Annotated in this window: 20 protein-coding genes and 1 pseudogene; 6 read left to right on the plus strand and 15 right to left on the minus strand. The window is 59.6% G+C overall.

The window, feature by feature from the left end:
* Positions 1-31: 31 nt before the first annotated feature.
* Positions 32-1,357, plus strand: coding sequence for an OprD family porin (locus tag AB4O40_RS07295; protein WP_056723858.1), 1,326 nt, complete (start codon positions 32-34; stop codon positions 1,355-1,357).
* Positions 1,358-1,857: 500 nt separating this feature from the next.
* On the opposite strand, the pseudogene AB4O40_RS07300 reads toward AB4O40_RS07295, so the two are convergent.
* From AB4O40_RS07300 to AB4O40_RS07325, 6 genes and pseudogenes are all read right to left on the minus strand, one after another.
* Positions 1,858-2,201, minus strand: a pseudogene (locus AB4O40_RS07300) (aldo/keto reductase); the annotation flags it as partial.
* A 40-nt stretch (positions 2,202-2,241) separates the two neighbouring features.
* Complete coding sequence (locus AB4O40_RS07305; RefSeq protein ID WP_409078844.1) at positions 2,242-2,574, minus strand: DUF2790 domain-containing protein; 333 nt, start codon at positions 2,572-2,574, stop codon at positions 2,242-2,244.
* A 76-nt stretch (positions 2,575-2,650) separates the two neighbouring features.
* On the minus strand, positions 2,651-2,851 hold the full coding sequence (locus AB4O40_RS07310; RefSeq protein WP_056724124.1) for a co-regulatory protein PtrA N-terminal domain-containing protein: 201 nt from the start codon (positions 2,849-2,851) through the stop codon (positions 2,651-2,653).
* Positions 2,852-3,002: 151 nt separating this feature from the next.
* Positions 3,003-6,155, minus strand: a complete 3,153-nt coding sequence (locus AB4O40_RS07315; RefSeq protein ID WP_460160139.1) for an efflux RND transporter permease subunit — start codon at positions 6,153-6,155, stop codon at positions 3,003-3,005.
* Positions 6,156-6,203: 48 nt separating this feature from the next.
* A complete protein-coding gene (locus AB4O40_RS07320) occupies positions 6,204-7,403 on the minus strand; it encodes an efflux RND transporter periplasmic adaptor subunit (protein ID WP_223542413.1) in 1,200 nt (399 codons plus the stop codon).
* 49 nt (positions 7,404-7,452) lie between these two features.
* A complete protein-coding gene (locus tag AB4O40_RS07325) occupies positions 7,453-8,715 on the minus strand; it encodes a TolC family protein (RefSeq protein ID WP_223542414.1) in 1,263 nt (420 codons plus the stop codon).
* A 473-nt stretch (positions 8,716-9,188) separates the two neighbouring features.
* Between AB4O40_RS07325 and AB4O40_RS07330 the strand changes: the two genes are divergently transcribed.
* Both AB4O40_RS07330 and AB4O40_RS07335 read left to right on the plus strand, forming a co-directional pair.
* On the plus strand, positions 9,189-9,863 hold the full coding sequence (locus tag AB4O40_RS07330; RefSeq protein ID WP_056724115.1) for a heavy metal response regulator transcription factor: 675 nt from the start codon (positions 9,189-9,191) through the stop codon (positions 9,861-9,863).
* Entirely contained in the window at positions 9,860-11,260 is a 1,401-nt protein-coding gene (locus AB4O40_RS07335; RefSeq protein WP_056724113.1) for a heavy metal sensor histidine kinase, read from the plus strand. Before AB4O40_RS07330 ends, AB4O40_RS07335 begins: the two co-directional genes overlap by 4 nt.
* A 98-nt stretch (positions 11,261-11,358) precedes the next feature.
* On the opposite strand, the gene AB4O40_RS07340 is transcribed toward AB4O40_RS07335, so the two are convergent.
* Genes AB4O40_RS07340 through AB4O40_RS07365 form a run of 6 tightly spaced genes read right to left on the minus strand, consistent with a single transcriptional unit; the run spans position 11,359 to position 17,313 of the window.
* Entirely contained in the window at positions 11,359-13,101 is a 1,743-nt protein-coding gene (locus tag AB4O40_RS07340; RefSeq protein WP_223542416.1) for an ABC transporter substrate-binding protein, read from the minus strand.
* Between the two features lie 47 nt (positions 13,102-13,148).
* Entirely contained in the window at positions 13,149-13,421 is a 273-nt protein-coding gene (locus tag AB4O40_RS07345; protein ID WP_032829366.1) for a DUF2160 domain-containing protein, read from the minus strand.
* 10 nt (positions 13,422-13,431) lie between these two features.
* Positions 13,432-14,232: a carbohydrate ABC transporter permease gene (locus tag AB4O40_RS07350; protein ID WP_056724109.1), complete on the minus strand. Its 801-nt coding sequence runs from the start codon at positions 14,230-14,232 to the stop codon at positions 13,432-13,434.
* Positions 14,233-14,240: 8 nt separating this feature from the next.
* On the minus strand, positions 14,241-15,107 hold the full coding sequence (locus AB4O40_RS07355; RefSeq protein WP_056724107.1) for a carbohydrate ABC transporter permease: 867 nt from the start codon (positions 15,105-15,107) through the stop codon (positions 14,241-14,243).
* The gene (locus AB4O40_RS07360; RefSeq protein ID WP_460055220.1) at positions 15,104-16,219 is read right to left on the minus strand and encodes an ABC transporter ATP-binding protein; all 1,116 of its coding nucleotides are present in this window, start codon (positions 16,217-16,219) and stop codon (positions 15,104-15,106) included. The genes AB4O40_RS07355 and AB4O40_RS07360 overlap by 4 nt, the downstream gene beginning before the upstream one ends.
* Positions 16,219-17,313: an ABC transporter ATP-binding protein gene (locus tag AB4O40_RS07365; RefSeq protein WP_056724104.1), complete on the minus strand. Its 1,095-nt coding sequence runs from the start codon at positions 17,311-17,313 to the stop codon at positions 16,219-16,221. Before AB4O40_RS07365 ends, AB4O40_RS07360 begins: the two co-directional genes overlap by 1 nt.
* Positions 17,314-17,667: 354 nt before the next feature.
* Here AB4O40_RS07365 and AB4O40_RS07370 point away from each other — a divergent pair, with 354 nt between their 5' ends.
* A complete protein-coding gene (locus AB4O40_RS07370) occupies positions 17,668-19,503 on the plus strand; it encodes a sigma-54-dependent Fis family transcriptional regulator (protein WP_460055217.1) in 1,836 nt (611 codons plus the stop codon).
* Positions 19,504-19,651: 148 nt separating this feature from the next.
* Here the strand turns inward: AB4O40_RS07370 and cysS are convergent, their stop codons facing one another.
* Entirely contained in the window at positions 19,652-21,034 is a 1,383-nt protein-coding gene (gene cysS / locus AB4O40_RS07375) for a cysteine--tRNA ligase (protein ID WP_223542119.1), read from the minus strand.
* 20 nt (positions 21,035-21,054) lie between these two features.
* Positions 21,055-22,752 carry a glutamine--tRNA ligase/YqeY domain fusion protein gene (locus AB4O40_RS07380; RefSeq protein ID WP_056724095.1) on the minus strand — a complete coding sequence of 566 codons (1,698 nt, stop codon included), beginning with the start codon at positions 22,750-22,752 and terminating at the stop codon, positions 21,055-21,057.
* Between the two features lie 267 nt (positions 22,753-23,019).
* Between AB4O40_RS07380 and AB4O40_RS07385 the strand changes: the two genes are divergently transcribed.
* Together AB4O40_RS07385 and lpxH are read left to right on the plus strand one after the other, a co-directional pair.
* A complete protein-coding gene (locus AB4O40_RS07385) occupies positions 23,020-23,523 on the plus strand; it encodes a peptidylprolyl isomerase (protein ID WP_034146890.1) in 504 nt (167 codons plus the stop codon).
* Positions 23,520-24,248, plus strand: coding sequence for a UDP-2,3-diacylglucosamine diphosphatase (lpxH, locus tag AB4O40_RS07390; protein WP_056724094.1), 729 nt, complete (start codon positions 23,520-23,522; stop codon positions 24,246-24,248). The genes AB4O40_RS07385 and lpxH overlap by 4 nt, the downstream gene beginning before the upstream one ends.
* Positions 24,249-24,334: 86 nt before the next feature.
* Here lpxH and AB4O40_RS07395 read toward each other — a convergent pair whose 3' ends face one another.
* Positions 24,335-25,864 carry a DHA2 family efflux MFS transporter permease subunit gene (locus AB4O40_RS07395; RefSeq protein ID WP_460055212.1) on the minus strand — a complete coding sequence of 510 codons (1,530 nt, stop codon included), beginning with the start codon at positions 25,862-25,864 and terminating at the stop codon, positions 24,335-24,337.
* Positions 25,865-25,973 lie beyond the last annotated feature (109 nt).

Raw genomic sequence — 25,973 nt, forward strand, 5'->3', positions numbered from 1 at the left:
TTCCCGTTCTGCCGAACCCCAGGAGTGATAAATGGTTAACAATTTAAAAATGTCGATGGCCGCTTTAGCGGTGGCGGTCGTCTCCGGACCGTCCATGGTGTTTGCGCAAGATAAGGCCGAGGGCTTTATCGAGGGCAGCAGCCTGACGGTGCTCAACCGCAACTTCTACTTCAATCGTGATTACCGCAAAGGCCAGTCCAGCCCCACCGGCAATGGATACTCCGAAACCTGGGCGCACGCGATCATCAGCAAATTCGAATCCGGGTACACCCAAGGCACCGTCGGGGTGGGCGTCGATGCATTTGCGATGATCGGCGTGAAACTCGATACCGGCGACGGTCGCAACGGTGGCCGAAGCTCCTTCGACATGCTGCCAGTCAATAGTGACGGCGAGGCGCAGGGCGAATACACCAAGATCGGTGGCGCCGCCAAAGTGCGCGCCTTCGACACGGAGATAAAAGTCGGCGATGTGTTCCCGTCCACCCCGGTCGTCGCAGCGGGAGATTCCAGGCTGTTGCCCGAAAGCTTCCAGGGCATCACCGCGACCAACAGCAGCATCGACGGGTTGACGGTACAGGGTGGACGCCTGCACGCGATGAGCCAGCCGGTTTCCAGCGACATGAACGAGAATTTCGAGACCTTCTATGGCGGCCCGGTCAATTCACCCTGGATCGCCTACTTTGGCGGCGACTATGAACTGAACAAAAACCTCAGCTTCAGCCTGTACTCCAGCCGCCTCAAGGATGTCTGGAATCAGTACTACGCAGGTACCGCATGGACTTACCCGCTGACGGACGACCTGTCGCTGTTTGGTGGTCTGAACTATTACAAGGCGGTAGACGAAGGGAAACAACTACTCGGCGAGTTCGACAACAATATCTGGAGCGGTCGGGTGGGTGTAAAACTGGGAGCGCACTCCATTGCGCTGTCGCACCAGCAAAACAACGGCAACGACGACTTCGATTATCTGCGTCAGTCCGATTCGATCTTCCTCGACAACTCCATCCAGTACAGCGATTTCAACGCGCCCAAGGAGCGCTCCTGGATGGCGCGCTACGACCTCGACATGACCACCTACGGCGTTCCGGGCCTGTCGTTCATGACCCGTTACGCCCGTGGCAGCGAAGCCGACTATTCCAACGCCAACTCGGTGTACATGCGCCGCGATGCCGATGGCAACCCTTTGACCGATCAGAAACGTTGGGAGCGCGACATCGAAGTCAAATACGTGGTGCAGACCGGCTCGCTGAAAGATCTGTCGCTGCGCCTGCGCCAGGCCACTACCCGCGCCACAGCGTTCGAATCGGACCTGGATGAAGTCCGGCTGATTGTCGAGTATCCGTTGGCCGTTCTCTAACCTGGCACTGCCCCTATTCACCTTTAGAAGCTCCTTGCTCCTTTGGTAAAAGGTGAATCTTTTGGCGTCCTTCGGGACGCCTTTTTTTGGTTCTTCACGCAATTCCGGGGAACACCGATACCTGTAGGAGACGGCTTGCTGGCGATGGCGGCCTCCTGGCTGGAGTATTTTATTGGTGGTGTACATATCCATTTCTGCGGTAACGGCCTCCTATGGTTCCGCTTTTACAGCGGGTTACCTGGAAAAGCGCCAAGTAACCAAACGCTTTTGCCCACTGCGCAGAACCTGCGCTCGGCCTCTCGAGGGGCGTGCACCGCAACAGCACCGCGAGGCGAGCTAACGCTCGACCTCGTTGTATGGTGGTGTACGCGTTCCCCTGTAGGAGCTGCCGAAGGCTGCGATCTTTTGATCTTGCTTTTGCGATCGGGAAATGGTCTGCCGGCCAAGGCCTGACGCGGTGTTGCACGGCCCGCCCGGTTCATCGAACGGGCCGGCAACCCTTAGCGGTCGAGCAGTTTCATGACTTCTTCCGGAAACGCAGGCCTGCGGTGGCATTGGCCGCAAAGATCGCTTCCAGCGTGTGCAGTTCTTCGCCACTCAGCGTCACCTCCAGTGCGGCCACGTTTTCTTCCAGGTATTTACGTTGCTTGGTGCCCGGAATCGGAATCAGGCAGTCACCCTGGGCCAGCACCCACGCCAGCGCCAGTTGGCCCGCCGTCACGCCTTTTTCTGCCGCCAGCGCTTGTACCTGTTGCACCAGCAGCAGGTTTTTCGCGAAGTTTTCGCCCTGGAAGCGCGGGCTGAAACGACGATAATCGTCGGCCGCGAAATCATCCGGGCTTTTTTCCTGAAATAAACAATGTGCACCTGCATCGAACAGGATGTCATCCACCCTGTTTACGACACTCCCCCGCCTCCAGATACCTGAGTGTCTTGAGTTGCCCCCGGGAATCTTCAAAAGTCATCGCAGCCGGAACCACGGTACACCCCTTCGCAGGTCGCACAACGCTCACGACTTTCACCACATCCAGGGTCATGCCGTATCGATAGTCTTCCACCACCGGCGCCGGTTTGCCCAGGTTGGCCGCGTACTGCTCCATGGCTTGAGCGTTTGCACTGAACATTTTCTCGAATGTCCTGTCCCCGCCACCTTCCGCCAGCACATTCATCGACATCGTCGTCACCCCGAGAAACGCAATCAACTGACTTGCTTTCATAGCCATCTCCTTCAAAAAATCCATAAAAAAGCCCGCCATCGACCTGCGATGACGGGCTTGCTCAAGTGCGACACGCTTACAGGTCGTTAGCCCTGTCGCCCTTTTCCTCATTCACTACGACGGGATCACGTGACTGCTCTTTGGCAACAAACAGCTCCATCGAACGGCCATTGGCGGCCATCATTCTTTCGAAGGTTCTGTCGCCACCACCTTCCGCCATCACCAGAGAAGACATCATCAATGCCGCCGCGAACGCACCCAGTTGTACCCGTTTCATGTTTGATTCCTCGTTTGATTAACTGATGGGATCAAGGTAACAATCCGAACCTTTCGTGACGGTGGCGCCGAAATTACATATCCGTCATGTGCGAGCTGTTCTTCGGATCGGGATACAAAAAACCGTGGGAGCTCGCTCCCACAGGGGATATCTATTCAACGGGTGTCACTTCCTCTTCACGTCGATGCGCCAGCTGATACAGCGCAGGCAATATCAGCAGCGTCAGGATGGTCGAAGACAAAATCCCGCCAATCACCACCGTCGCCAGTGGCCGCTGTACTTCCGCCCCGGTGCCAGTCGCCAGCGCCATCGGAATGAAGCCCAGGGACGCCACCAGCGCCGTCATCAACACCGGCCGCAGTCGTGTCAGCGCGCCTTCGTTGATCGCGTCAAAGAGTGAGCGCCCCTCCTCGCGCAGGTTGCGGATAAACGCGATCATCACCAGACCGTTGAGTACCGCCACCCCGGACAGCGCGATGAACCCGACGCCCGCCGAGATCGACAGCGGAATGTCCCGAAGCCACAGCGCTATGACGCCGCCGGTCAACGCGAAAGGAATCCCGGTGAACACCAGCAAGCCGTCCTTGAGGTTGTTGAACATCATGAACAACAGACCAAACACCAGCAGCAATGCCACCGGTATCACGATCCGCAAACGCTTGGCCGCCGACTGCAACTGCTCGAATTGCCCGCCCCAACTGGTCCAGTAACCGGCCGGGGTCTGCACATTCCGTTCGATCACCTCACCTGCTTCCTGGACGAACGAACCGATATCCCGCCCGCGCACGTTGGCGCTGACTATCACCAGCCGTTTACCGTTTTCGCGGCTGACCTGATTCGGCCCCAACACCAGATCGAGACTGGCGACGTCCTTGAGCGCGATGAAACCGATCTGGTTGGCAGCAGCGTTGAGCGGTGCCGGCACTGGAATCAGCAGCGTCGAAAGACCGTCGATGTCCTTGCGCATGGCATCGGACAAACGCACCACCATGTCGAAACGCCGGTCACCTTCGTACAACGTGCCCGCCTGTCGCCCACCGACCGCCACCGCGATGGTGTCTTGCACATCGCCGGCGTTGAGCCCGTAACGCGCGGCCTTGTCACGGTCGATGTTGATGGTCAGCACTGGCAACCCGGTCGTTTGCTCGACCTTCACCTCCGATGCCCCCTCTACCTTCTGCATGGCCGCGGCAATCTTCGTCGCCGTAGCATTGAGCACCGCCATGTCATCCCCGAATACCTTCACCGCCACGTCGCTGCGCACGCCGGAGATCAGTTCGTTGAAGCGCAACTGGATCGGTTGCGACAGCTCATAGTTACTGCCCGGCAGCGTCGCGGCAGCTTGTTGCAGTTCGGCCATCAGGGTTTCGCGGGACTTGCCCGGGTCCGGCCACTGGTCTTTTGGCTTGAGCATCACGTAGCTGTCGGAGATGTTTGGCGGCATCGGATCGGAGGCAATTTCGGCGGTGCCGGTGCGGGCGAACACCCGCTCGACTTCCGGCACTTTTGCAAGGATCAGGGTTTCCAGACGCTGCTGCATGTCCACCGATTGCGTAAGGCTCGTGCCAGGCACGCGCAAGGCTTGCAGGGCAAAATCGCCTTCGCTGAGGCTCGGTACAAACTCGCTGCCCATGCGGCTGGTCAGCACGCCGCTGAGTACAATCACGCCCAGTGCCGCACCCACCGCCACGGCGCGATGGGACATCACCCAGGCCAGTGTCGGCGCATAAACCTGCCGCGCGCCGCGCATGACCGCGCCCTCTTCTTCCTTGACCTTGCCGGTGACAAACAGCGCGATCGCGGCCGGGACAAAGGTCACCGACAACAGCATGGCGCCGAGCAACGCGATGACCACGGTGAACGCCATCGGATGGAACATTTTCCCTTCGACGCCGCTCAAGGCGAAGATCGGCAGGTACACGACCATGATGATCAACTGCCCGAAAATCAGCGGTCGACGCGCCTCCCTGGCCGCCGCGAACACTTCATGGAAACGCTCGGATCGCGTCAGCAAACGCCCGTGATGTTGCTGTGCATGGGCCAGTCGGCGCAGGGTGTTTTCGACGATCACCACCGCGCCGTCGACGATGATGCCGAAGTCCAGGGCGCCGAGGCTCATCAGGTTGGCGCTGACTTTGTTGCTGAACATCCCGGTGAAGGTGAACAGCATCGACAGCGGAATCACCATCGCGGTAATCAGCGCCGCACGGATGTTGCCCAGGAACAGGAACAGAATCGCGATCACCAGAATCGCGCCTTCGACCAGGTTTTTCTTCACCGTGGCGATGGCTTTGTCGACCAAATGCGTGCGGTCGTACACCGGGACGGCAATCACGCCTTCGGGCAAGGAGCGGTTGATCTGCTCCAGCTTGCTGGCGACGGCTTGCGACACGGTACGGCTGTTTTCGCCGATCAACATGAACACCGTGCCGAGCACCACCTCGCGACCGTTTTCGGTGGCAGCACCGGTGCGCAGTTCACGGCCAATGTCCACGGTCGCGACATTGCGGACCCGGATCGGCGTGCCATCGACATTGGCCATGACGATGTTGGCAATGTCCTCGGTGCTCGCGACTTGCCCCGGCGCGCGAATCAGCAACTGCTCGCCGCTGCGCTCGATGTAACCGGCGCCGACATTGGCATTGTTGCGTTCCAGCGCCTTGACCAGATCAGCCAGGGTCAACTTGTACGCCGCCAGCCGTTTCGGGTCGGGCGCGATCTGGTATTCCTTGGCGAAACCGCCAATGGTGTTGATCTCGGCCACACCGGGGACGTTGCGCAACTGCGGCTTGATAATCCAGTCCTGAATGACGCGCAGATCTGTCGGTGTGTAGGGCGTGCCATCGTCCTTGAGTGCCCCATCCTGCGCCTCCACCGTCCACAGAAAAATCTCGCCGAGGCCGGTGGAAATCGGCCCCATCACCGCTTCCGCACCTTCGGGCAACTGCTCCCCGGCAATCTGCAAACGCTCGTTGACCAGTTGGCGGGCGAAGAACAGATCAGTACCGTCCTTGAAAATCACCGTGACCTGCGACAGCCCCGAACGCGATAGCGAACGGGTCTGCTCCAACGCCGGTAAACCGGCCATGGCGGTTTCAATCGGGAAGGTGATGCGCTGCTCGGTTTCCAGCGGCGAGAACCCGGCGGCGCCGGTATTGATTTGCACCTGGACGTTGGTGATGTCGGGCACTGCGTCGATCGGCAATTTTTGATAGCTGGCGATACCGACGCCGGCCATGAGCAGAACGGCGAGCAGCACGATGATGCGCTGCTCGATGGCAAACTGGATCAGGCGTTCGAACATGAGAACTTTCTCGTCGAGGGGCGGATCGGTGGGCTTTACTGGAAGGCGCTAGTGAGCGTGCTCGGCCGAGGCTTTGCCCATTTCCGATTTGAGAACAAAGCTGCCGGCAGCCGCGACTTGCACGCCCTGCCCCAACCCTTGGGTGACTTCCACCAAACCTGCCGCGCGGCTTCCCAGCTCCACCGTTTGCGCCTTGAAGCCATCGTCGGTCCGCACGAACACCGTGGGTTTGTCCTCGATGGTCTGGATGGCGGTTTCCGGTACGGCGACTTTCGCCTGTCGGCTGTCGGTGACGACCAGTGCAGTGACAAACAGGCCCGGACGCCAGGAGCCTTGCGGGTTTTCCAACGTGACGCGAACGGTGGCGGTGCGGGTCTGTTCGCCGAGCAGACTGCCGACGTAGGCCACGGTGCCGGCAACCTCGGCGTTCAATTCCGGAGCGCTGACGGTAACGGATTTGCCCACTTGCACCTTGTCCAGTTCCTTGGGCGAAACGCCGAAAGTCACCCAGACTCGCGACAGATCCGAAAGCGTAAAAGCCGCGGTGGTTTCATCGACCACCTCCCCGGGTGTCAGGTGTTTTTCCACCACGACACCGTCGAACGGCGCGCGCAATTCGTAGCGATTACCGCCGGTGGCAACCACGCTGCCGCTGAGTACACTGATTTTTTGCCGGGCGTTAGTCAGGGCAATTTCAGCTTCTTCCAACGCTTGGCGCGCCTGAAGCAGATCCTGCTCGGCAGAGATTTTGTCCTGCCACAGTTTCTTCTCGCGCTCGTAGGTGGTGCGAGCCAACGCCAGGCGCCGTTGCGCGGCGGCCTGTTCGCTGCGCTGATCGGAGACCTGCTGACTGGTGATCACAGCCAACAGCTGACCCTTCTTCACGGATTGCCCGAGATTGACCAATACCGACTCGACAACACCAGGAACGCGCGGCACCACGTGAGCCGTGCGATCCTCGTCGAAGCGCACTTCGCCGGGGAACGGCAAGCCGAGGCTGATGTTCTGCGCCCGCGCCTGCACCAGTTGAATGCCGGCTGCGGCGATCTGTTCGGCGCTCAACGCCAGATGTCCCTCTTCGCCTTCAGCAAGTCCACCGTCGGCGGCTGCGCCCTCTTCGGCGTGATCGGCGTGTTCCGCCGCTTCATCGGCGTGGACGTCGATGGCTGAATTGCCCGGCCACATCGAGCCGATTCCGACGCCCAGCGCCATAGTCGCCAGCGCGACAACGATCAGTTTTTTATCCATGCAAACTCCTCTGCGCCGTGTCGTCGCGCAGTAATCAAAAAAATGAAATTCAAGGGCTGGCGGCAAGGTCGCCGAAGATACGTTCGATGCGTACCCGGGCGTCTGTCGCTTCGCTGACCGCCTGGATGTATTGGCTGCGGGCGCTGATCAGCGTGCGCTGGGCGTCGAGCACGTCGAGAAAGCCGAACTTGCCCATTTCGAATCCACGGGTGGCGCTGTCGACCGCACTTTGTGCGGCGGGCAGAATTGTCTGGTTGAACGCTTTGAGTTCGCCATTGGCGGTCTGCCATTGCTCGAGGGTGGTCCGGATTTCCGTGCGCAGGCGCAGCTCCGTGGCGTTACGCAGATCCCGCGCCTGATCGCTGCGACGCGCGGCCGCCAGCACGTTGCCCTGGTTGCGGTTGAACAGCGGAATCGGCATCGAAAGCCCGACCACGTTGACTCGCTCGCGGTCCGTTTCGCTGTACTGGCTGCCGATGCTCACCGTCAGATCGGGGATGCGTTGCGACTTCTCCAGCGCCAGCGATGCTTCGCGCTGATCGATCTGCAACTTGGCCAGGCGCATTTCAGGGGTTTCATTCAGGCGCTCGATTAATCGGGTCGGCGGTGGCGCGCCGGGCATGCTTTGCGTCATGGCTTGCACGACGGTCGATGTCGGCAACGGTGCGCCCATGACCTGCGCCAATTGCTGATACGCATTGGCCTGATCGCGTTCCGCGCGGCTCAGTTCCAGGCGCACTTCGGAGAGTTGCACTTGCGCCCGAGTGCCCTCGACCGGCGATGATTTACCGGCCTCGATCCGCCCTTGGGCCACGCGCAAACCGTGCTCGGCGAGTTGCAGCGATTGACGGGACAACTGCAAGCGTTGCTGCGCCGTTTGAGCGCTGTTGAACGCTTGAATCACATCGGCGCGCAGGGCATTGCGCTTGCGCTCCAACTCGATTCCGGCGGCGTCCTGCGCGCGGCTGGCAACATCGATTCGTGCGCCGCGTTTGCCGCCCAGTTCGATCGGCTGGCTGAGCATCACTGTGGTCGTGCGTGAATCGCGGCGAGTGTCTTCCGCCTCCCATGACACCTCGGGGTTGGGGATAAGCCCGGCCTGCTTGCGGTCGCCTTCGGAGATACCGATTTCCCATTGCGCTGCCGCGAGCTCGGGGTTGCCGGCAAATGCTGTTTGCAGGGCTTGCTCAAGGGTCAGTGTCGATGCTTGCGCAAGATCCGCGCCCGCCAGCAGTAAAAAGCAGCTGGCGGTCACCGCCCTTGCCATTCTTTTCAGGCGTGATCGCGCCGTCAGTTCTCTTAAACCGGGCAATGGAAGACTTCCTTTTTAAATCAAGAATTCCATCACGGTAGAGTTTTTAACTTATCGACAAGGTGACTGAGAGATTACAAATCCGTTATCCACGGTTTATGGAAGTTGTTTTGCTCTAGGATGCGAAGTGTTCACCTTGATATAGAAACACATGGAAACAAATACAAGGGCATTATCCAAAAAACAGTACTTGTCTCCGTTCACCTCTCATGAATCGGGTGAGTATTTTGGCCTCGCGCGCTGCGTCAGGGTGTCGCAGAGGGCCGATTTCAGGGCTCGAGACTCAGTCAACAATTGACTCTGTAGCCACTACAACCTTTACCTTGCGCCCCCACAACCAGTGAAACCCTCACTAGGAAATCTGAAACTCACAACACCGCCTGTCAATAACCCGTCTGGAAGCCCTATCAAAAACAACAACTTTTCTCGACCGACTTAGTTACTTAACCATTAAATACAAGTGGTGATTAATCATGCGAATCCTTGTCGTCGAGGACGAGCTTAAAGCTGCCGAATACTTGCATCAGGGCCTGACGGAAAGTGGTTATGTCGTTGACCACGCAGCCACCGGTGCCGATGGATTGCATCTGGCGCAACAACAGGCATATGACCTGGTGATCCTGGACGTGAATCTGCCGAAACTGGATGGCTGGGACGTGCTGGAGCAACTGCGCCGCACGCACTCCACCCGGGTGATGATGCTCACCGCTCGCGGTCGTCTGGCCGACAGGGTTCGTGGTCTCGACCTGGGTGCCGATGACTACCTGGTCAAGCCCTTCGAGTTTCCCGAACTGCTCGCACGGGTACGCACACTGATGCGCCGCAGCGAAAACATCCCGGTACCGCAGGTTCTGAAAGTCGCCGATCTGGAACTTGATCCGGGTCGCCACCGCGCCTTTCGTGGCGAGCAACGCATCGACCTGACCACCAAGGAGTTCGCCCTGCTGCATCTGCTGATGCGTCAGTCCGGCGAAGTGCTGACCCGCACGCAGATCATTTCACTGGTGTGGGACATGAATTTCGACTGCGACACCAACGTGGTGGAAGTGTCGATACGGCGTCTGCGGGCGAAAATCGACGATCCGTTCGACAGCAAGCTGATCCACACCATGCGTGGTGTCGGTTACGTCCTGGAGGCTCGGGAATGAAGCCGGCAAGCCTGTCGCTACGGCTGGGGCTGACCATGAGTATTCTTGGAGCACTGTTGGTGATGTTCCTCGCTGTACTGGCCTACTTCGCCCTGACCCATGAGCTCAATACGCTGTCCCGGGACAGTCTGGCCAGCAAGATGGAGCAGATTGAACACAGCCTGTCGCTGTACACCGACCCCGGTGAAATCAGTTCGAAGCCGCATATTCTGCTCGATCAGGTCATGGGACACGACAACCTGACGCTGACCATTTACGACCGAAGCAACCAGCGTTCCCCGCTGCTGAAGTCCGGCACCGGCATGGTCGATCCGCGCCCTGAACTCAAAGCGTTGCGAGCGACTGTCGACCAGTTGACCTACAGCGACAGCACCGACGCTGAAGGCGCGAAATATCTCACCCTCTCAAAGCTGATTCGCCTCAAGAATGGCACCAGTGTCCCGGTGTTGCTGTCGATGGACAATGCCCACGATCAGGCATTGCTCAGTGCCTATCTGCGCTCGACGCTGATGGCGTTGCCTTTGCTGCTGATCTTCATTGGCTTGAGTGCCTGGGCGGCGGTGCAACGAGGCCTGGCTCCAATGCGCGAGTTTCGCAAAGTGGCGGCGATGGTTTCGACCCAGGATCTTGATCATCGACTGTCGGTGGTGAATATGCCGCAGGAGTTGAGCGAACTGGCGCAAGGCATCAACTTCATGCTGCATCGCCTCGACAACGGTGTGCAGCAGCTATCGCAGTTCTCCGATGACCTGGCCCATGAACTGCGCACGCCGATCAACAATTTGATGGGCAAGGCGCAGGTGACACTGTCCCGTGAGCGTACGAGCGAGGAATACAAAGATGTATTGGTGTCGTGCATTGAAGAGCTGGAGCGTGTCGCACGGATCGTCCGCGACATGCTGTTTCTGGCGCAGGTCAGTCATCCCGCGGCGCTCGCTCCTTTCGAGTTGATCGAGTTGGAGGATGAAGCGCTGAAAGTCGCCGATCTGTTTTCCCTGTCGGCGCAGGAAAAGCGCATCAATCTGAGTGTGGTCGGCAGCGCTCGGGTGCTGGGCGACCGGCTGATGATTCAACGGGCGATTTCCAATCTGCTGTCTAACGCGCTGCGCCACTGTCCCGCCGGGGAAACCGTCTCGCTGCTGATTGAACAAGGGACATCAAACGTTTCGCTGCTGGTCAGCAACCCCGGCGCGGGCATCGAAGCGCACCATTTGCCGTACCTGTTCGAGCGTTTTTACCGGGTCGACAGCAGCCGCTCCCGCGCGCAGGGCAGTACCGGACTGGGGCTGGCGATTGTGCGCTCGATCATGAGCCTGCATCAGGGCGTGGCACAGGTGCAGAGTTTGCCGGGAACGATGACGGTGTTTCGACTGGGCTTTCCAAAAGTCGACGAATAGTTGCTCATCGGGGAGTGAGGTGCCCGCGATGACGGAGGAACAGGCAGCAACAAAAACGGCACCTTCCGGTGCCGTTCGCCTTTTACAGTCCAATCACTTTACTTACGCGCCGCCTCCCACGATTTCAGCAGCTCGCTGTAGCTCACGGTCTCGCCTTTAGGCTTCTCGTTCGCCAGTTTCGGTTTCGGTGCGCCCGGCTGGTCGAACCAGTATTGCGCGTCGCGCTCGGGGTTCATTTTCGGGGCGCAGGTGGCTTGTGCCTTCGAGCGTTCCAGACGGGTCATGATTGCATCCTGATCCTTGGCCAGGCCGTCCAGCGCTTCTTGCGGGGTTTTCTCGCCGCTGGCGGCTTCGGCGATATGGCTCCACCACAACTGCGCCAGGCGAGGATAATCAGGCACGTTGGTCCCGGTCGGGGTCCATTGCACGCGGGCCGGGCTGCGGTAGAACTCCACCAGGCCACCGAGTTTCGGCGCCAGGTCGGTCATGGCTTGCGAGTTGATGTCCGATTCGCGGATCGGCGTCAGGCCGACGATGGTTTTCTTCAGCGACACAGTTTTCGAGGTCACGAACTGCGCATACAGCCACGCAGCCAGTTTCTGTTTCTCAGGCGTCGACTTCATGAACGTCCACGAACCCACGTCCTGATACCCCAGCTTCATCCCCTCCTCCCAGTACGGTCCGCGTGGAGACGGCGCCATGCGCCATTTCGGTGTGCCGTCGGCGTTCATCACTGCGAGACCCGGCTTGGTCATGTCGGCGGTAAACGCGGTGTACCAGAAGATCTGCTGGGCGATGTTGCCTTGGGACGGCACGGGACCTGATTCGGAAAAGGTCATGCCCGCCGCTTCCGGTGGCGCGTATTTCTTCATCCAGTCCACGTACTTGGTGGTGGCGAACACGGCCGCCGGACCGTTGGTGTCGCCGCCACGGGTCACGCTGGAGCCCACAGGGTGGCAATCCTCGACGCGGATACCCCACTCGTCCACCGGCAAACCGTTCGGCAAGCCCTTGTCACCGCCACCGGCCATGGAGAACCAGGCATCGGTGAAGCGCCAGCCCAGGGACGGGTCTTTCTTGCCATAGTCCATGTGCCCATAAACGCGCTTGCCGTCGATTTCCTTGACGTCTTCGCTGAAGAATTTGGCGATGTCTTCATAGGCCGACCAGTTCACCGGTACGCCGAGTTCGTAGCCGTACTTTTCCTTGAACTTGGCCTTCAGGTCCGCGCGTTCGAACCAGTCGGCGCGGAACCAGTACAGGTTGGCGAACTGCTGATCGGGCAACTGGTAGATCTTGCCGTCCGGCGCAGTGGTGAAGGAGATGCCGATGAAGTCCTTGATATCGAGGGTCGGCGAGGTGAAATTCTTGCCCTCGTTGGCCATGAGGTCGGTGATCGATTCGGTCTTGCCGTAGCGGAAGTGCGTACCGATCAGGTCCGAGTCGTTGACCCAGCCGTCATAGATGTTCTTGTCCGACTGCATCTGGGTCTGCAGCTTTTCCACCACGTCGCCTTCCTGCAGCAGGTCGTGGGTCAGCTTGATCCCGGTGATCTCGGTGAAGGCCTTGGCCAGCACCTTGGACTCGTACTCGTGGGTAGCGATGGTTTCCGACACCACCTTGATGCTCATCCCGCGAAACGGCTCGGCCGCCTTGATGAACCACTGCAGCTCTTCGAGTTGCTGATCGGCCGTGAGTGTGGATGGCTTGAATTCAGCGCCGATCCATTTCTTCGCGGCGTCTTCATAGGCATCGGCCCAGGCAGACGCGCTCAAACCGCTGAGTGCCAGCATGGCTGCCAATGAAATGCTATGTCGCAGCTTATTGTTTTTGTCGAACATAGAGACCTCCTGTTTAAGTTTCGGAGCAACATTGCCGAGCGATTCGACTAGCCCCAACGCATCACAGCCAACAGCCACACCAGGGACATCGCGAAGGCGACCCAGATGCTCCAGTCGGTGACGCCGATTACCAGCAAATGCAGGTAGGCGCTGCCGAGAAGACCGATGAACAACCGATCGCCACGGGTGGTGGCAATCGGTAGAAAACCTCGCCGAAGCACACTCGGCGAACGCAATTCCCAGGTGGTCATGCCCACCAGGATCAAGCCGATGACACCAAAAAATGCCGCCGTGGGGACGGTCCAACTCATCCATTCCATCATCAGTTCCTCATACCCGGCCCAAGGCAAAGCCCTTGGCCACGTGGTTGCGAACAAACCAGATCACCAGCATGCCCGGCAGGATGGTCAACACCCCCGCCGCCGCCAGCACGCCCCAGTCAATGCCGGATGCCGAGACGGTACGGGTCATCACCGCTGCGATCGGTTTGGCGTTCACCGAAGTGAGGGTTCGCGCCAGCAGCAGTTCGACCCAGGAAAACATGAAGCAGAAGAACGCCGTGACGCCGATGCCGGAGCCGATCAGCGGGATGAAAATCTTCACGAAGAACTTGGGAAAGCTGTAGCCATCGATGTAGGCGGTTTCGTCGATTTCCTTGGGCACGCCGGACATGAAGCCTTCGAGAATCCACACCGCCAGCGGCACGTTGAACAGGCAGTGGGCCAGGGCCACGGCGATATGGGTGTCGAACAGCCCGATCGAGGAATACAGCTGGAAGAACGGCAAAAGAAACACCGCCGGTGGCGCCATGCGGTTGGTCAGCAGCCAGAAGAACAGGTGCTTGTCGCCGAGGAAGCGATAACGCGAGAACGCATAGGCCGCCGGCAAGGCCACGGTCAGGGAAATGATCGTGTTCAGGCTCACGTAGTACGCCGAGTTGATGTAGCCGGTGTACCAGCTCGGATCGGTGAAGATCACCTTGTAGTTCGCCAGTGTGAAGTCCTGTGGGAAAAGTGTCAGGCCGCCGAGGATTTCGCCGTTGCTCTTGAACGACATGTTCAACAGCCAGTAGATCGGCACCAGCAGGAACAGGATGTAGAGCAGCAGTGGGATCAGCTTTCTCTTGCTCATGGCGGGCCTCAGCGGTTGGCGTCGGAGTGAGTCATGGCGGTGTAGAACAGCCAGGACACCAACAGGATGATCAGGAAGTACACCAGCGAGAATGCGGCGGCCGGACCGAGGTCGAACTGCCCGATCGCCATTTGCGTCAGGGTCTGGCTCAAGAAGGTCGTGGAATTGCCCGGACCGCCACCCGTGAGCACGAACGGCTCGGTGTAGATCATGAAGCTGTCCATGAAGCGCAGCATCACGGCGATCAGCAGCACACTCTTGAGCTTGGGCAGCTGGATATGCCGGAACACCGCCCAGGCCGAAGCCCGGTCGATCCGTGCCGCCTGGTAATACACATCCGGAATCGCCCGCAGTCCGGAGAAGCACAGCAGCGCCACCAGCGAGGTCCAGTGCCAGACGTCCATCACCAGCACGGTGACCCAGGCGTCCATGGTGTTCGCCGCATAGTTGTAGCTGATACCCATGGCCTTGAGACTCGCCCCCAGCAGACCGATATCGGCCCGGCCGAAGATCTGCCAGATGGTGCCGACCACGTTCCACGGGATCAGCAACGGAATCGCCAGGATGATCAGCACCACTGACGACCAGCGCCCCTTTGTCGGCATGGTCAGGGCAATCGCAATCCCCAGGGGGATTTCGATCAACAACACGCAGGCCGAGTAGATGAACTGGCGCAGCAACGAGTCGTGCAGGCGCGGATCAAGCAGCACCTGCTTGTACCAGTCGGCGCCGACGAAGTAGCGGCTGGACTGATCGAAAATGTCCTGCACCGAGTAGTTGACCACGGTCATCATCGGGATCACCGCACTGAACGCCACCAGCAGGAACACGGGCAGCACCAGCCACCAGGCCTTGTTGTTGTGCACCTTGTTCATGGCTGCGCCTCTTGGTTGGCATTGGCTTCGAGCAGGAATTCATCGGCGTAGACCATCAGCCATTGCGCCGGAAAGCTGATGTAGGCCGTGCCTTGCGGCACAGGTTTGTCTTCGGCCAGGCGCACTTTCAGCGGCGCGCCATCGAGATCGAGGGTCATGATCTTGTAGGTGCCCAAGTCTTCGACGTGCACGACCTGTGCCCGCAGCGCGTCATCAAAGGCTTCGTCCCACACATGGACGAACTCCGGACGAATGCCGACCTTCAGGGTTTTCCACCCGGACTCGGCAATACGTTGCTGCATCGCTTCCGACAGCGGCAGGTGCGTGGAGGCAAAACCGACACCGCCCGGTTGCGGCTGCACCTCGATCAGGTTCATCCCGGGGCTGCCGATGAAGTAGCCGACAAAGGTGTGGCTCGGGCGCTCGAACAATTCCCTTGGCGTGCCGAACTGCACGATCTGGCCGCCGTACATCACCGCAATCTTGTCGGCGAAGGTCGAGGCCTCCAGCTGATCGTGGGTGACGTAGACCATGGTGATGTTGAACTGCTCGTGGATCTGCTTGAGCTTGCGCCGCAGTTTCCACTTCAGGTGCGGGTCGATCACTGTCAGCGGCTCGTCGAAGAGGATCGCCGACACGTCGTCACGCACCAGCCCGCGGCCCATGGAGACTTTCTGTTTTTCGTCGGCGGTGAGGTTGCGGGCCTTTTTGCTCAGCAGGTTCTGCAGGTCGAGGACTTCGGCGATTTCCTGCACCTTGCTATGAACCCCGGCCTCGGCCATGCCCTGATTACGCAGCGGGAAGGCCAGGTTGTCGAACACCGTCATGGTGTCGTAGACCACCGGGAACTGGAAAACCTGGGCGATGTTGCGCTTTTCCGGGGTCAGGTTGTTGACCGCTTTGCCGTCAAACAGCACATGGCCCTGGGACGGGCTGAGCAGCCCGGAAATGATGTTGAGCAAGGTTGATTTACCGCAGCCCGACGGACCGAGCAAGGCATAGGCGCCGCCCTGCTCCCAGATGTGGTCCATCTCGCGGATCGCGTAGTCCTCCGGTCCCGCCGGGGTCTTGGTGTAGCTGTGGGCGAGGTTCTGCAAACGGATTTCGGCCATCAGGCAACCCTCGTGACACGCCGGCCCGGCGCCTGGACCAGCCGCCCCTGCGTATCGAACACAAACAGTTTATGGGTCGGGATGTAGATGCGGATCGGCGCATCGACGTCGTATTCGTGGACACCCGGCAAGTGCAGCACCAGCAGGAAGTGTTCGTTGCGCACATGCAGGAAGGTTTCCGAGCCGCTGATTTCCGCGACTTCGACGGTCACCGCCAATTCGAGGTCGTCGTCGTTGCTCGGCACCAGCGAGATATGGCTGGGGCGCACGCCGAAACGGAACTCGCCCTCACCCACCGGGCGCAGATCGACGTTCAGCGGGAAGTGCACGAAGTTGGCGAAACTCACTTCGTTGCCGGCAATGCGTCCCGGCATCAGGTTGATCGGCGGCTCGGAGAACAGCTCCGCCGCCAGCACCGTTTGCGGCTGGTGGTAGACCGAGGCGGACTGGCCGCTCTGGATCACCCGGCCTTCGTGAAGAATGGTGGTGGTGCCGCCCAGGGCCAGGGCTTCATTGGGCTCGGTGGTGGCGTAGATCGCGATGGTATGGCGCGCCTTGAACAGCTCGCGCATTTCCTGGCGCAGCTCTTCGCGCAACTTGTAGTCGAGGTTCACCAGCGGCTCGTCGAACAGGATCAGTTCGGCGTCCTTGACCAGCGCCCGGGCCATGGCCGTGCGTTGTTGCTGACCGCCGGAAAGCTCCAGCGGATAGCGCTTGAGAAACTTCTCGATGCGCAGCATCTTCGCGGTTTCCAGCACCTTGTTCTGGATCAGCTCGCTGGATACACCGGCCTGACGCAGCGGCGAGGCGATGTTGTCGAACACCGTCATGGTCGGGTAGTTGATGAACTGCTGATAGACCATCGACACATTGCGCAAGCGCACGGGGCGTTGGGTGACGTCGACGCCGTTCATCAGGATGCGACCGCTGTCGGGCTTGTCCAGGCCGGCCATCAGGCGCATCAGGCTGGTCTTGCCGGACAAGGTGCGTCCCAGCAAAACGTTGAAGGAACCGGGTTCAAAACTCAGGTTGGCATCGTCGATCCAGGTCTGGCCCTCGACGGTGCGGCTGACGTGCTCCAGGGTGAGTGACATGGCTCGGCCTTTTTATTATTGGAGTCAAGCGACCGGAGCTCTAAAGCGACATCCGTGCCAAAAAACTCAAGCTATTGATTGCGCTTGAAATTCCCGAAGATGACGGCAAAACCGCGTTCGATGCTGAACACAAATGAACAATCACAAATGAACAATTGAACAGTTCACCGATTGACAATGAACAATAGTGAACAACACTCTATGGACTGTTCACGACCCCTGTAGGAGCTGCCGCAGGCTGCGATCTTTTGATTTTGTTTTTTAAGATCAAAAGATCGCAGCCTGCGGCAGCTCCTACAGGGGATCGCATGCACCATAAAAACAATAAAAATGCTGATTCAGAGGCTGACTGTCATGGCCGTACCTGCCACCGCGCTATCCCACGACGCCATCATCCAGGACTCCTGGTCCCGCTGCCGCGCGTTCGGCCTCGATCACCAGAGCACCCCGGCGTTCGACCAGTTGCCGGCTGAAGGCATCGCGCAGTTGCTGGAGAGCCAGCACTCACTGGTGCAAACCACCCATCAGGAAGTGCTGCCCTACTACGAGAACATCCTGAGCAATTCCAATTGCCTGATCATGCTCGCCGACCATCAGGGCCAGGTGCTGACGTCCTGGGGCACCCAGCGCTTTATCGAACCGAAACTGGCCCGGGGTTTCAGCGCCGGCGCCAGCTGGATGGAGCGCTGCACCGGCACCAACGCCATCGGTACCGCCCTGGCCTGCGAACAAGCGGTGCACATCGAACATGACGAACATTTCCTCAAGGCCAACCGCTTCATGACCGGTTCCGCCGCGCCGATTTTCGATGCCGAGCGCAAGGTGATCGCGGTGCTGGACGTTTCCAGCGACAGCTACCTGCCGCCCTCCCACACCCTGGGCATGGTCAAGATGATGAGCCAGACCGTGGAAAACCGGCTGATCCTCAACCTGTTCCATGGCCAGCATTTCCAGCTGACGTTCAACACCGGGCTAAACAACCTCGACAGCCAATGGGCGGGCTTGCTGATATTCGATGAGACCGGACAGGTGCTGTCGGCCAACCGCCGGGCCGACAATCTGCTGGGCATCAGCCTGTCGCGGGTCAGTGTCGAAAGCCTGTTCAAGGTCTCGCTGCTGGAATTGCTGAACCAGCCCGACGGCCTGCCCTTCGCCCTGCAAACCTCGGGACGCAATCGCTTCCAGTGCCTGTTGAAGCGGCCGAAACAGGCATCGATTCAACCCCGAGTATTCGCGGAGCCGGTTGTAGCCGCACCCGCTTCCATCAGCCTCAACACCCTGCATTTCGGCGACAGTCGCGTGGAAAAAGCCGTGCGTCAGGCCGAGCGCTTGCTGGAAAAAGACATTCCCTTGCTGATCCACGGTGAAACCGGGGTCGGCAAGGAAGTGTTCGTCAAAGCCCTGCATCAGGCCAGCTCGCGCAGCAAACAAGCGTTCATTGCCGTCAACTGTGCAGCGATTCCCGCCGAACTGGTGGAGTCCGAGTTGTTCGGTTATGAGAAAGGCGCATTCACCGGCGCCAACCAGAAAGGCAGCATCGGGCTGATTCGAAAGGCTGACAAGGGCACGCTGTTCCTTGATGAAATCGGTGACATGCCACTGCCAACGCAAGCGCGCCTGTTGCGGGTGTTGCAGGAGCGTTGCGTGCAGCCGGTGGGCAGCAGCGAGTTGTTCCCTGTGGACTTGCGCATCATTTCCGCGACCAATCGCTCGTTGCGCGAACAGGTACAACTGGGGCGGTTTCGTGAAGACCTGTATTACCGCATCGGTGGCCTGACCCTGGAACTGCCACCATTAAGAGAACGCAGCGACAAAGAAGCGCTTTTTAAACGCCTGTGGGAACAGCATCGCGAACCCAGCCAATGGGCTGGACTGAGCCGCGAGGTATTGGAGTTGTTCGACCGCCACCCGTGGCCGGGGAACTTGCGCCAGGTCGGCAGCGTGATGCAGGTGGCGCTGGCGATGGCCGAGGAACAGCCGATAAGGCCGGAGCATTTGCCGGATGATTTTTTTGTCGATCTGGAGATGGAGCCGGTCGATACGCCGGAACCGTTGGCCGTGGATCTGAATGATGCCGAGGATTTGAATCGGCAGTTGCAGGCGGCGGGGGGGAATATTTCGTATCTGGCCCGGCGGTTGGGGGTTAGTCGCAATACCCTTTACAAGCGGTTGCGCCAGTTGGAAGGTTGAAAGCGAAGATCAAAAGATCGCAGCCTTCGGCAGCTCCTACATTGGTACGATGCACTCCCTGTAGGAGCTGCCGAAGGCTGCGATCTCTTGACTTTAAAAAAACAAAAACCCGCACAAGGCGGGTTTTGTTTTACAGCGGATCAAGCAATCAGTCAGCCAGACGCCAGGTCGTGCCGCCCTTGCCGTCTTCCAGCACCACGCCCATGGCGGTGAGCTGGTCGCGGATGCGGTCGGATTCGGCCCAGTCTTTACCGGCACGCGCCGCCAGGCGCGCAGCAATCAGCGCCTCGACTTCAGCTGCGTCCACGCGCCCTTCGGCGCCGGCTTGCAGGAAGTCATCGGCTTCCAGCTGCAACACACCCAGCACACTGGCCAGTTCTTTCAAACGGGCTGCCAGACCGGCCGCTGCGTTGAGATCGCTCTCACGCAGGCGGTTGATCTCGCGGACCATCTCGAACAGCACCGCACAGGCTTCCGGCGTGCCGAAGTCGTCGTTCATCACCTGGGTGAAGCGCTCGACGAACGCTTCGCCGCCAGCCGGCGCCACGCTCGGCAGGCCCTTCAACGCATGGTAGAAACGCTCCAGGGCGCCCTTGGCGTCCTTGAGGTTGTCTTCCGAATAGTTGATCGCGCTGCGGTAGTGGCTCGACACCAGCAGATAACGCACGACTTCCGGGTGGTACTTGTCGAGCACGTCGCGAATGGTGAAGAAGTTGTTCAAGGACTTGGACATCTTCTCGCCATTGATGCGAATCATGCCGCAATGCATCCACGCGTTGGCGTAGGTCTTGCCGGTGGCCGCTTCGCTCTGGGCGATTTCGTTTTCGTGGTGCGGGAACTCAAGGTCGCTGCCGCCACCATGAATGTCGAAAGTCTCGCCCAGGCAGCAGGTGGACATCACCGAGCACTCGATGTGCCAGCCCGGACGCCCGGCGCCCCATGGCGATTCCCAGCTCGGCTCGCCCGGCTTGGTGGCTTTCCACAGCACGAAGTCCAGCGGGTCCTGCTTGGACTCGTCGACTTCGATCCGTGCGCCAATGCGCAAGTCTTCGATCTTCTTGCGCGACAGCTTGCCGTAACCCATGAACTTGGCGACGCGGTAGTACACGTCGCCATTGCCCGGGGCGTAGGCATAACCCTTGTCGATCAGGGTCTGGATCATGCTCAGCATGCCCGGAATGTGATCCGTGGCACGTGGTTCCATGTCCGGCTTGAGGATGTTGAGGCGCGCCTCGTCCTCATGCATCGCGGTGATCATGCGTTCGGTCAGCGCGTCGAACGGCTCGCCGTTCTCCTTCGCACGATTGATGATCTTGTCTTCAATGTCGGTGATGTTGCGCACATAAGTCAGGTTGTAACCGCTGAACCGCAACCAGCGGGTCACCAGGTCGAACGCGACCATGCTGCGGCCATGACCAATGTGGCAGTAGTCGTACACGGTCATGCCGCACACGTACATGCGCACATTGTTGCCATCGAGCGGCTTGAAGACTTCTTTGCTCTTGGTGAGCGTGTTGTAGATCGTTAGCACGTTAGTTCCTTGACGCTAAATCACTGGCCCCACGAATCACGCAGGGTCACGGTACGGTTGAATACCGGCTGACCTGGTTTCGAGTCCTTCAAATCAGCAACGAAGTAACCTTCGCGCTCGAACTGGAAACGGTCTTCCGGCTGTGCATTGCCCAACGAGGGTTCAGCACGACAACCGGTGAGTACCTGCAGCGAATCAGGGTTGATGTTGTCCAGGAAACTGGCGCTGTCTTCGGCCTTCTCTGGGTTGGCCGAACGGAACAGACGATCGTACAGACGCACTTCGCACTCGACGCTGGCCGCGGCCGGTACCCAGTGAACCACGCCTTTGACCTTGCGACCTTCCGGGTTCTTGCCCAGGGTGTCCGGATCGTACGAGCAGCGTAGTTCGACGATGTTGCCATCGGCGTCCTTGATCGCTTCGTCGGCACGGATCACGTAGCTGCCGCGCAGGCGCACTTCACCGGCCGGTTCCAGGCGCTTGTAGCCCTTCGGCGGCTCTTCCATGAAGTCTTCACGGTCGATGTAGATTTCGCGAGCGAACGGCAGGACGCGCACGCCCATGTCTTCTTTCGGGTGGCACGGCAGTTCGAGGTTCTCGACCTGGCCTTCCGGGTAGTTGGTGATCACGACTTTCAACGGACGCAGCACGCACATGGCGCGCGGGGCGCTGTGGTCGAGGTCGTCACGGATGCTGAATTCGAGCATGCCGAAGTCCACCACGCCGTCGGAACGGTTGGTGCCGATCATTTCGCAGAAGTTGCGGATCGATTTCGGCGTGTAGCCACGGCGGCGGAAACCCGACAGCGTGGACATGCGCGGGTCGTCCCAACCGTTGACGTGCTTTTCATCGACCAACTGCTTGAGCTTGCGCTTGCTGGTGATGGTGTAGTTCAGGTTCAGGCGGCTGAACTCGTACTGGCGCGGGTTGGCCGGCACCGGCAGATGCTCGAGGAACCACTCGTACAGCGGACGGTGGCTTTCGAACTCCAGGGTGCAGATCGAGTGAGTGATGCCTTCGATGGCGTCCGACTGACCGTGGGTGAAGTCGTAGTTCGGGTAGATGCACCACTTGTCACCGGTCTGGTGGTGGTGCGCGTGACGGATGCGATACATGATCGGGTCACGCAGGTTCATGTTCGGCGAGGCCATGTCGATCTTGGCCCGCAGCACCCGCGCACCGTCCTTGAACTCGCCGGCTTTCATGCGGGCGAACAGGTCCAGGTTCTCTTCGACGCTGCGCTCGCGGAACGGGCTGTTCTTGCCCGGCTCGGTCAGGCTGCCACGGTATTCCTTGGCTTGCTCAGGGGTCAGGTCGTCGACGTAGGCATTGCCGGATTTGATCAGCTCCACCGCCCAGTCATGCAACTGGTCGAAATACTGCGAGGCGTAGCGCACTTCGCCGGACCATTCGAAGCCCAGCCATTTGACGTCGCTTTCGATCGCGTCGATGTATTCCTGGTCTTCCTTGGCCGGGTTGGTGTCGTCGAAACGCAGGTGCGTGACGCCGCCGAACTCCTGGGCCAGGCCGAAGTTCACGCAGATCGACTTGGCGTGGCCGATGTGCAGGTAGCCGTTGGGTTCAGGCGGGAAACGGGTGACGATCTGCGTGTGCTTGCCCGAGTCCAGGTCTGCCTGGATGATCGGCCGCAGGAAGTTGACCGGCACGGCAGGGCCGGTCTTGGCATTCGAGGTAGGGTCGACAGTGGGCTTGCTCATAGGATCCTTGAACGTACAAGTGCGTGGCCGTAATGAAGGCCGGACAAAACAAAGCCGCTATCATAGCCGATGCCGTCAAGTACCTGACAGAGCGCACTCTGTAAACCGTCGCATTTAATAGGCCGTAAATGAAAAAACAGCCTCGAAATTCGCGCCTGTCACGCTAAACTGCGCACCTTGGCCGAGACAGGCTGAACCGGTTGCGGGATGGAACCTCCCAAAACCACGAATTCATAAAGTATGCTTCTCCCTAAAAGAGTGTTGATCATGACCCAAGTCAAACTGACTACCAACCACGGCGACATCGTCCTCGAACTGAACGCCGAGAAGGCCCCGATCACCGTGGCCAACTTCGTCGAGTACGTTAAAGCCGGTCACTACGAAAACACCGTTTTCCACCGTGTCATCGGTAACTTCATGATCCAGGGCGGCGGTTTCGAGCCAGGCATGAAAGAAAAGAAAGACAAGCGCCCAAGCATCCAGAACGAAGCTGACAACGGTCTTTCCAACGACAAGTACACCGTCGCCATGGCCCGCACCATGGAGCCGCATTCGGCTTCCGCACAGTTCTTCATCAACGTGGCCGACAACAGCTTCCTGAACCACAGCGGCAAGAACGTTCAGGGCTGGGGCTACGCGGTATTCGGTAAAGTGACCGCAGGCACCGACGTTGTCGACAAGATCAAAGGCGTGGCCACCACTTCCAAGTCCGGCCACCAGGACGTACCAGCAGACGACGTGATCATCGAGAAAGCCGAGATCATTGAGTGATATTGCTGATTTCAGATTTACATCTGGAAGAGGAGCGCCCGGACATTACCCGGGCGTTTCTGGATTTGCTCGCCGGACGCGCCCGCTCGGCGAGTGCGTTGTACATTCTGGGCGACTTCTTCGAGGTGTGGATTGGCGACGACGCCATGACACCCTTCCAGCGCTCCATCTGCCAGGCCCTGCGCGAGTTAAGCGACAGCGGCACGGCCATTTTCCTGATGCACGGCAATCGCGACTTCATGCTCGGCAAGGCCTTCTGCAAAGCAGCCGGCTGCACCTTGCTGAAAGATCCGAGTGTCGTGCAGTTCAACGGCGAGCCGGTGCTGCTGATGCACGGCGACAGCCTCTGCACCCGCGACGAAGCCTATATGAAGCTGCGTCGCTACCTGCGCAACCCGATTACCCTGTTCATCCTGCGGCATCTGCCGCTGCGCACCCGGCACAAGCTGGCGCGCAAGCTGCGCAGTGAAAGCCGCGCGCAAACGCGGATGAAGGCCAACGACATTGTCGATGTCACGCCCGAAGAGATTCCGCGGATCATGCAGGAATACGGCGTGAAGACCTTGATCCACGGGCACACCCACCGTCCCGCGATTCACAAGTTGCAGCTTGGCGAGCAAGCGGCCAGGCGCATTGTGCTGGGGGATTGGGATCGTCAAGGGTGGGCGTTGCAGGTGGATGAGCAAGGGTTTGCGCTGGCGCCGTTTGATTTCGCAGCGCCTTAAAGATCAAAAGATCGCAGCCTTCGGCAGCTCCTACAGAGTGTACACATGCCTCTGTAGGAGCTGCCGAAGGCTGCGATCTTGGCTAGTCAGTGCCCTGCCGAAGCAGGCCCCGCCTTGGCAGTAAACGGCGGCTTGGCTAGCCACACAATCAGTATCAAACCCATGAACATCCAGCCCAACAGGGTGAAGTAGTCCACCGTGGACATGATGTACGCCTGACTGATCACAGTCTGCTCCAGCTGCGTGTAGGCCTTGGCCCCTGCCCCGCCCAGGTTGGTCAATGCTTCGCGAGTCGCCGGATCGAACGGGGTGATGCTTTCGGTCAGGTAGGCGTGATGCTGATCAGCCCGTCGAATCCAGATCCAGGTCGTCAGCGACGCCGCAAAACTGCCGCCCAAGGTCCGCAAAAACGTCGCCAGGCCGGAGCCGTCGGCAATCTGGCTCGGCGGCAGGTCCGAGAGCAGGATGGTCAGGGTCGGCATGAAGAACAGCGCCACGCCGATCCCCATGAACAACTGCACCAGTGCGATGTGCTGGAAGTCCACTTCATTGGTGAAGCCGGCGCGCATGAAACAGCTCAGGCCGATGGCCAGGAACGCCCCGCCCGCCAGCAGGCGCATGTCGAATTTCGGTGCGTATTTGCCGACAAACGGCGCCAGCAGCACCGGCAGGATCCCCAGCGGCGCCACCGCAAAACCGGCCCAGGTTGCGGTGTAGCCCAGCCGCGTTTGCAGCCACTGCGGCAGAATCAGGTTGATCCCGAAAAACCCGGCATAGCCCAGGATCAGTACGATGGTGCCGTAGCGGAAGTTGCGATGGGCAAACAGGCGCAGGTTGACCACCGGGTGTTCGTCGGTCATTTCCCAGATCACGAAAAACGCCAGGGCCACCACCGAAATCACCGAGCCGATCACGATGAAGCTGGATTCGAACCAATCGGCATCGTTGCCCTTGTCGAGCACGATCTGCAGCGCCCCGACGCCAATGATCAGTGCGATCAGACCGACGTAATCCATCGGCTGGCGGCTGGTGACCACCGGGCGCTTTTTCATCTGCTGGGTCACTACCCATGCCGCGAACAGGCCGATCGGCACGTTGATGAAGAAAATCCATGGCCAGCTGTAGCTGTCGGTGATCCAGCCGCCGAGGATCGGCCCGGCAATCGGCGCGACCACCGTGACCATCGCCAGCAGCGCCAGCGCCAGCCCCCGCTTCGCCGGGGGGTAAACCGCAATCAGCAGGGTCTGGGTCATCGGGTACAGCGGCCCGGCCACTACCCCTTGCAGTACCCGGAAGCCCACCAGTTCCGGCATCGAGGTGGAAATCCCGCACAGGAACGAAGCCAGCACGAACAGCAGTGTCGACCAGACAAACAGCTTCACCTCGCCGAAACGCCGACTGAGCCAACCGGTCAGCGGCAAGGCGATGGCGTTGCTCACGGCGAACGAGGTGATGACCCAGGTGCCCTGCTCCGAGCTCACGCCCAGGTTGCCGGAAATCGTCGGTAGCGCCACGTTGGCAATGGTGGTGTCGAGCACTTGCATGAAGGTCGCCAGCGACAGGCCGATGGTGCTGAGCAACAGGCTGGGCGGTGTGAAAGACGCGTTATTGCTCATCGCGAATCCTTTGGAGCTGATCTGGCGCTGTGCCTGTTACAGACGCAGCTAACCCTGTGGGAGCGGGGTTGCCCGCGAAGAGGTCGGCACACTCGACATGGATGTCGCC

Source organism: Pseudomonas sp. S2_F07, assembly GCF_054668325.1.